This is a genomic window from Orenia sp., assembly GCF_055140805.1.
Window position 1 is genome coordinate 18,520 of record NZ_JBSQYM010000025.1, and the last position, 8,790, is coordinate 27,309.

8 protein-coding genes and 1 riboswitch are annotated in these 8,790 nt (G+C 32.6%); all 8 genes read left to right on the top strand.

All coding sequences use genetic code 11. The features are described from left to right. The first annotated feature begins 151 nt into the window (after positions 1-151). Positions 152-253: riboswitch (purine riboswitch) on the top strand. Between the two features lie 127 nt (positions 254-380). Further along, positions 381-1,691, top strand: coding sequence for an NCS2 family permease (locus ACTCDL_RS04275; protein ID WP_463174294.1), 1,311 nt, complete (start codon positions 381-383; stop codon positions 1,689-1,691). Positions 1,692-2,015: 324 nt separating this feature from the next. Then, a complete protein-coding gene (gene pgl / locus ACTCDL_RS04280; protein WP_463174296.1) occupies positions 2,016-2,711 on the top strand; it encodes a 6-phosphogluconolactonase in 696 nt (231 codons plus the stop codon). A gap of 267 nt (positions 2,712-2,978) precedes the next feature. Then, positions 2,979-3,188 carry a GntR family transcriptional regulator gene (locus ACTCDL_RS04285; protein ID WP_463174297.1) on the top strand — a complete coding sequence of 70 codons (210 nt, stop codon included), beginning with the start codon at positions 2,979-2,981 and terminating at the stop codon, positions 3,186-3,188. An 18-nt stretch (positions 3,189-3,206) separates the two neighbouring features. Further along, positions 3,207-4,139: an AEC family transporter gene (locus tag ACTCDL_RS04290; RefSeq protein WP_463174299.1), complete on the top strand. Its 933-nt coding sequence runs from the start codon at positions 3,207-3,209 to the stop codon at positions 4,137-4,139. Between the two features lie 289 nt (positions 4,140-4,428). Then, positions 4,429-5,736 (top strand): NCS2 family permease, encoded by a 1,308-nt coding sequence (locus tag ACTCDL_RS04295; RefSeq protein ID WP_463174300.1) that lies wholly within the window; start codon positions 4,429-4,431, stop codon positions 5,734-5,736. A gap of 160 nt (positions 5,737-5,896) precedes the next feature. Continuing rightward, positions 5,897-6,187 (top strand): YerC/YecD family TrpR-related protein, encoded by a 291-nt coding sequence (locus ACTCDL_RS04300; RefSeq protein ID WP_463174301.1) that lies wholly within the window; start codon positions 5,897-5,899, stop codon positions 6,185-6,187. Positions 6,188-6,358: 171 nt separating this feature from the next. Continuing rightward, the gene (locus ACTCDL_RS04305) at positions 6,359-7,585 is read left to right on the top strand and encodes a TIGR00341 family protein (protein ID WP_463174302.1); all 1,227 of its coding nucleotides are present in this window, start codon (positions 6,359-6,361) and stop codon (positions 7,583-7,585) included. Between the two features lie 92 nt (positions 7,586-7,677). Next, on the top strand, positions 7,678-8,601 hold the full coding sequence (gene cysK, locus ACTCDL_RS04310; RefSeq protein WP_463174304.1) for a cysteine synthase A: 924 nt from the start codon (positions 7,678-7,680) through the stop codon (positions 8,599-8,601). The last annotated feature ends 189 nt before the right edge of the window (positions 8,602-8,790 follow it).

Below are 8,790 nucleotides of genomic sequence, written 5' to 3' on the forward strand. Positions count from 1 at the left end.
TTGATGAATATATTTAAAGGAGATAGTTGACTTTTAGTCAACTATCTCCTTTTTATTATTAATCAAATTATGCCTTTTTATTTTTAGTTTGCCTTGAAACTTGACAATATATCTCTTATACCATATAATTAATAAAAAATTAATAATTATATTACAAAATTATTAATAATTCCGTATAATATCGAGGATAAGGCTCGACAGTTTCTACCGATTAGCCGTAAACTAATCGACTACGGGGTATGGAGATGAGATATTTACAGTTGATATATTATCTTTATTGCCCCAAATTATAGTTCCTAATCAGGAATTGTAGTTTGGGGGTTTTTATTTTTAACTATATAACTTATATAAGTTAGCTGTAATAAGGAAAGGGGAATTTTATGCTAAAATCATTAGAATCATTATTCAAACTAACAGAACATAATACAAATCTGAAAAAAGAGATAATTGCAGGGCTGACTACTTTTATGACAATGGCTTATATTATCTTTGTCAATCCAAATATTTTAAGTCAAACTGGGATGCCCTTTGAGGCAGTGATGATTGCTACTGCTATCTCGGCAGCCTTTGCTACTTTGTGTATGGCATTAATGACTAATTATCCTTTTGCTCTAACTCCAGGCTTAGGATTGAGTGCTTACTTTACATATTCAGTTGTAATGGGGATGGGTTTTACGTGGCAAGAGGCATTAGGAGCTGTCTTTCTTTCGGGAATCATCTTTTTATTATTAACCTTTACTAAAGTTAGGCAGACAATAATCAATTCTATGCCTGAAACTTTAAAGTTGGCAGTAAGTGCAGGGATAGGTCTCTTTATTGCATTTATTGGGATGCAGAATGCTGAAATTGTTATTAATCATGATTCTACTTTAGTTACTCTAGGTAATTTAAGCAATCCAACTACTATTTTATCATTATTAGGTTTGATTATAACAGGTATATTGATGGCTAAGAATATAAAGGGGAGTATCTTAGTTGGAATTATTGCTGTGACTATTTTAGCAATTCCTTTGGGAGTAGCTAAGATGCCAACAGCTATTATTAAGATACCTAGTTTTGATAGTTGGTCAGAGATAATATTTAAAGCTGATATTAGAGGTGTACTTGATAAAGGGGTATTGACCATTATCTTTGCTTTCTTATTTGTAGATTTATTTGATACGGCTGCAACTTTAATTGGTTTGAGCCAACAAGCAGGATTCTTAGATGATAAGGGCAATTTGCCAAAAGCAGATAAAGCATTATTAGCAGATTCAATTGGAACAGTGGCAGGTTCGATGATGGGTACTCCAACAGTAACTACTTGTATTGAGTCAGCAGCAGGAATAGCTGAAGGTGGTAAAACTGGATTAACTGGAGTAGTAGTAGCCTTTTGTTTTTTATTATCCATCTTTTTTGCACCGATTATAGCAATTGTACCAGCAGCAGCAACAGCACCAGCTTTGATTATTGTTGGGCTTATGATGATGAAAAATGTAATCAAGATAGACTGGGAAAATATTGCGGAAAGTTTACCAGCTTTTGTGACAATTATTGCGATGCCTTTTACTTATTCTATTGCTAATGGTATTTCTTTAGGATTTATTCTCTATCCAATTGTAAAATTATTTCATGGTGAGGGTAAAGATGTTCATTGGGTAGTTTATATTTTAGGACTATTATTTATTATTAAATATATTTTCATGGGATAATTTAAAAGAGTACAGGGGAATTTCTCTGTACTCTTTTGTGGTTTTTGATATAGATTTATGTTTCTGAAATTTAAGTTAAATGTGTTTTAATATGGATATATTGCGACACTTTAAGTTTTAGCTACGGGTTAAAACCCCGTAGTGTAACATGTCATCATCACCACAGGTTGAAACCTGTGGCTAGTAAATTTACCATTATAAAAAGTGTCGTAATATCTCTATATTTAGTCACTTTAATAACAAGTAGCCATTAAAGAGCTTGACTTGAACAATTTTATAATATTCTATATATTATAATTAAGAAGATAATAAGGAGGTATATCAATGGAAAGAATAGTTGGTGCTAGAGAAGAGTTAGAAGAACAGGTTGCTAAAAAGATGGTTAAGGGAATTGAAGCTTTGCTTCACAAGAATGATTATTTAGTTTTGGGTATTGTAGGTGGTAGTTCAGTTGCTGGGATATTCTCTTGTTTAAAGGATTATTCTATTGAATGGAATAAGGTGCATATCTTTATGGCTGATGAACGTCTTGTACCATTAGATAATGATCAAAGTAATTATAAGCTTGCCAGAGAAGCCTTTTTAAATGAATTAATTCAGAGTGGAAAGATAACAGAAGAAAATTTACATCCATTTATTTATGATCCTAATCAAGATGATAAAGGTTTAAGTAATTATGTGAAAGAGTTGAACCGGTATGGTGGAAAGATGGATATCTTATTATTAAGTGGGGGAGAAGATGGGCACACAGCTTCATTATTTCCTGATCATCCATCTATTAAGGAAGATTCGGATTCATATATTTTAGTAGATAACTCTCCTAAACCTCCTGCTAAAAGAATAAGTGCATCTAGAAATTTACTGCTAAAGGCTAAAGAATCTTTTCTGCTCTTTTTCGGTAAACAGAAGGCTGATGCTTATCGGAGATTTTCTGATGATAATATTTCTATTAAAAATTGTCCAGCAAAGCTTGTGAAATCTATTGATGAATCATATGTTTTTACAGATATATTAGAATAAGTTATGGCTCTTCCACGACTTTTGTGAAAATTAGATTAATAATAGATAATTAAGTAGAAGAAGTCGGTTATCAGGAATCAATTATAAATACTGGTTTCAGATTCCTGATTCCAGATATGAAAGTGTCGCTATTATTCATTAAATTACACTTTATACTTGGATATCTTTAGTTAATGATTTTCTTTTAAATTATAAAGTTATGATTAAAAAATTATTATATAAAAAGAAGGAGGAGTTTATAAAAATAGATGAACATAGTCCGACCCTTTGTATTATCAATTAGAGAATATAATTAGAGAGAAGGTGGAAATAGGATATTACGAAGTTGAAGAACAGATACCTTCTGAAAGGGAATTGAGTGATATTTTTAAGTTAAGTAGAATGACAGTCAGAAGAGCCCTTAATAATTTGGTAGAAGAAGGGGTAGATATATTTATCTTGAACTATAGTATTATTACTGACATTCTCTATCTATAAGAATAAGGAGGAAGACAAGTGGAGGTTTTTTTGTTTGTACTATTTAATAATATATCACCAATTTTTCTGATAATTATTTTAGGTTATATGCTGGCTACAAAATTTGAATTGGATATCAACTCTTTAAGTAAGGTCAACTTTTATATCTTCATCCCTTCTTTAATTTTTGTAAAGATCTATGAGACCAAGATAGATACAAGACTATTGAAGGTATTATTATTTGCAACACTCTTTATTATAGCTCTTGCTTTAATAAGTGTGATAATTGCCAAGTTGCGAGGACATAGTATAGCAAGGGAGAGTGCCTTTAAAAATGCTATTATGTTCTATAATTCTGGTAATTTTTCTCTTCCGCTTATCTCTTTAGTCTTTGGGGGGACTGCCTTTGCAGCTTATGCTATCTCTGTACAGATCATGGTCTTACTTGTACAGACCTTAATAACTAATACTTTAGGATTTTATAATGCTGGAAGGGGACAGATGGATTATAAGGAGAATCTCAAAACAATTTTTAGTATGCCCACAGTCTATGCAATTGCTTTAGCTTTAATATTTAAAGTAGTACCCTATAATCCTACAGAATCCTTCTTGTGGCCTGCTATTTTATATATGAAGGATGGGATGATTCCAATAGCATTACTTATGTTAGGAATTCAATTAACAGCCACTAAATTTAATTTCAAGGATTTAGATGTTTATATAGCTAGCTTTACTAGATTATTGATTGGACCAATTTTAGCCTATTTATTGATTCTATTATTGGAAATAGACAGTAATACTGCTCAAGTATTGTTTATCTCTTCATCGGTACCGACAGCTGTAAGTACGGCACTGATTGCAGTAGAATTTAATAATGAGCCAGATTTTGCTTCTCAAGTTGTGTTGACAACAACCTTATTGAGTACTATCTCCTTAACAGGAATTATATATCTAACCCAATATATCTTTTAAAGAATTAATCTCCTCTAATATAAAGAAGTCTACTAGTTGAAATGTTTCTGTAAACAACTAAATATTGGTCAGATTTCTTCAATAAGAGGATGGTAGCTACCATCCTCTTATTCTTTTATGATTTGATACTAATTGCTTTAAATCATTTTATAATACGAACATACATCGTATATTCTTATAAAAAATTAGTTTAATTATTGACTATTACCAAGTTATATGTTAACATTAATAACGGTTTAAAGAAAAAGCACAATAAAACACGAACGATAATAAATGGAGGGGAAATTTAATGACTGCTTTATTAGAACGAGTATTTTTATTAAAAGAAAATAATACTAATGTAAAGACAGAGGTTTTTGCAGGAATTACGACCTTTATGACGATGGCTTATATTATCTTTGTCAATCCTAATATAATATCAGCAACAGGTATGCCAATTGAAGCAGTAACGATTGCTACAGCTATTTCGGCAGCTTTTGGTACTTTATGTATGGCTTTCTTTTCAAATTATCCTTTTGCTTTGGCTCCAGGAATGGGGATAAATGCTTACTTTACTTATACAGTAGTATTAAAGTTGGGACTTAGCTGGCAACAGGCTTTGGGAACTGTCTTTGTTTCAGGTATTATCTTTTTAATTTTAAGTGTAGCTAAGGTAAGAGAGGCGATTATCAACTCTATGCCCAAGAACTTAAAGTTGGCAATCAGTGGAGGAATGGGGCTGTTTATTGCTTTATTAGGAATGGAAAGTGCAGGAATTGTAGTTAATAGTCAGGCAATTTTGATTGATTTAGGAGATTTAACTGCACCTACTACTTTATTAGCTCTTTTTGGTATTATAATTACAATTGTATTGATGGCTTATAATATTAAGGGCGCTATCTTAATTGGAATTATTGTTAGCACATTGATGGGGATTCCCTTTGGAATTGTAGAGTTACCAGAGGCTATTATCAAAGCTCCTACTTTTGCAAGTTGGGAACCTATCTTTTTTAAGGCAGATATTATGAGTATATTGAATATAGGACTTTTGTCAGTTATATTTTCCTTCTTATTTGTAGATATATTTGATACGGCAGGTACTTTGATTGGAGTAAGTCAACAAGCAGGGTTTTTAGATAAAGATGGGAATCTGCCTAAAGTTAATCGTGCCTTATTGGCCGACTCAGTTGGAACGATGGCTGGTGCATTGATGGGAACACCAACTGTTACCACTTATGTTGAGTCTGCTACAGGGGTGGCTCAAGGAGGAAGAACAGGATTGACAGGTGTAACAGTGGCACTTTGTTTCTTGCTATCAATCTTCTTTACACCATTAGTTGCAATTGTACCAGTAGCAGCGACAGCTCCAGCTTTAATTATTGTTGGTTCATTGATGATGAAGAATGTAGTTTATATAGATTGGGATAATGTTACAGAAGCTATACCAGCTTTTATCACTCTTATTGCAATTCCTTTTACCTATTCGATTACAAATGGTATCTCTTTAGGATTTATTATTTATCCTATTGTAAAGTATTTGTATGGTGAAGGTAAGGATGTACATTGGATTATAACTTTATTTGGTCTCTTGTTTATTCTAAAATATATTTATATGTGATCTTGGAAGTGTGGATTTTTCCACACTTTTTCTATATTTATTACTAAATCAATCATTATACTTTTATACTTTAACAAGTTAAATCACTGGTAAAAGAATAGAAAGTTTATTATAATATAGGTAAAAGGTATGATAGATATAATTTATGGAGGTGTAAGTTTTGAAATCTAAGTTACAAGATAAATTTACTGATCAGTTATTTGAGGCTATTTTATTGTTAAAGAATAAAGAAGAGTGTTATAAATTTTTTGAGGATATAAGTACTGTTAATGAATTAAAATCTTTAGCCCAGAGGCTAGAAGTAGCTCGGATGCTAAATGAAGGTTACACATATGAAGAGATCGCTGAAACTACTGGGGCAAGTACTGCTACTATCAGTAGAGTAAAACGCTCTTTAAATTATGGTGCTGACGGATATCAGTTGATTTTAGAACGTATGAAGAATAAGTAGTTATATGATAATATAATTAAAGAGTTGATTTATTAGGATTATTCCCCCTTTAGGGGGTCTTTTTATGTTAGTTTATAGATTTTAAAATGGTATAAAATTTCTATCTTTATAGTAAGAATTAATAATTTTTTATATAAGACTAGGATAGAATATTATTAAAGGAGGTTTGATATGCAAGTTGTTCATGCTACCTTTGCTTCAGGTGAAGGAAAAGATGCTGTTGAATTACTAAAGAATTTGGGGGTGGAGATTGAGGATTATAAATTAATTGAATCAAAGTCAGGGGATCTACTTATTATAAATCTTTTATATCATAATGTTGATGTACTGATAGATAAGCTAAAGAATCGTTTTGATTTTACTAATAATGTACATCGCAGTTTAATTATCTTTACGCCTGATACTGTAATTCCAAGTAATAAAGAGAAGGCCAAAAAAGAGGCATATCGAGCCAGTCGGGAGACTATTGTTACTTATGCTAAGGAGAATAGTGAGATAAGTAGCCAACTAGTATTTTTGGCTGTGGTGGCTGCTATAATTGCCACCTTAGGATTAATTCTTGATAATACCCCAGTAATAGTTGGGGCCATGATTATCGCCCCTGTATTTGGACCAATAGCTACTATGGCTATAGGGATTGTCTTAGGAGATTTAAAGCTATTGGTCAAAGGAATCATAGTAGAGCTAGCAATTATGGGAATTGCCATTACTATTGGAGCTATCTTTGGGTTGATAATTCCTAATGTTTCAATAACCCATGCCTTACAGGTGAGGATGTTACCCACCTTGCCAGACCTATTAGTAGCACTAGCAGCAGGTGGAGCAGGGGCTTATGCATTGATTACTCATGTTAAATCACAACAATTGGTCGGAGTAGTTATTGCTGCTGCCTTGATTCCAGTTATGGCTACTATAGGTGTAGGAATCTCTTTACATAATGTAGATATGATAATAGGTGCTTCATTATTGTTGTTAGGTAACTTATTTACTCTGCTATTAGCTATAATCATGGTCTTTTATTTTAAGGGATTAAAGCCACAATGGTGGTATGAATCTACTGCCAAAAAGTTGATTAAAAAGAGCTTAGTTGTTTTAACTATCTCAGTAATCTTATTAACTATACCTTTGTCGGTAATCACCTATAATCAGATGGTTAAAGAAGAACCAGAAGATGTAGTTCGTCAAATCTACCGAGAACATTTTGGCGATGAGCTAGAGAGTAGATTATTCTCAATTGATGTTAAAGATAAGAAGGTAGATATTATCTTATATACCCCTATTAATACTGATAAGCATTATTTTAAATTATTAGCGGATAAGATAAAAGATAGACTTGGAGCTGATTATCAGGTTATCTTTGAAATCATACCAACGCAAAGATTGGAAACGCCACTATAATATTCTTGACAAAAGGCGAACATTTTGTTAAAATATGAATAACATATAAACATAGTGATTTACTCGGTTTTGAATATAGAGGAGGGATAAAGATGAGAGTTGTAAATAATATTACTCAATTAATTGGTCAGACTCCCATGGTTAAATTAAATAGAGTAGTCCCAGAGGGTGCTGCAGAGGTTTATGCTAAGTTAGAATCCTTCAATCCAGGAGGAAGTGTTAAAGATCGTATTGCTCTTAATATGATTGAAAGTGCTGAAGTAGAAGGGTTATTAAAAGCAGGTGGTACCATTATTGAGCCTACTAGTGGTAACACTGGAATTGGTCTAGCAATGGTTGGAGCTGCTAAAGGATATAAGGTTATTTTAACGATGCCAGACACGATGAGTATTGAAAGAAGAAAGATATTAAAGGCTTTTGGAGCAGAAATTCTGTTAACACCTGGAGAGAAAGGGATGCCTGGTGCAATAGACAAGGCTAAAGAGTTGGCAGATGCTAATGATGATTATTTTATGCCACAACAGTTTATGAATACAGCTAACCCTGAAGTACATAGAAAGACAACTGCTAAGGAGATTATAGAGGCTACTGATGGAAACTTAGATGCTTTTGTAGCAGGTGTAGGAACTGGTGGAACTGTTACTGGAACGGGAGAAGTCTTAAAAGAAGAAATTTCAGGAATTAAGATTGTAGCAGTAGAACCAACAGGATCCCCTGTTATTAGTGGAGGAAATCCTGGCCCACATATGATTCAAGGAATTGGAGCAGGATTTATTCCTGATGTTTTAAATACTGATATCTTAGATGAAGTTAAACAGATTGAGAATGAAGAGGCTATGGAGATGGCACGTAAGTTGGCTGTAGAAGAAGGGATTTTAGTTGGGATCTCTTGTGGAGCAGCAGTAGCAGCTGCTGTTAAAGTGGCTCAAGAGTTAGGAGCAGGAAAAAAAGTTGTAGTTATAGCTCCAGATACTGGAGAAAGATATTTAAGTACTACACTATTTAAAGCTGAATAGAATATATTATAGTCAAAAGAGTTACCTTCTACAGATGTAGAAGGTAACTCTTTTTATGTTATATAAGTTTACTTTTATCTTTTTACTGATTATAGATATCCAAGTCTAAAGTGTAATTTAATGGATATATAGCGACACTTTTAAAATTAGCGTGAGTGGGTGTGTGAGTGTGAGTAAACCCCAATAAAA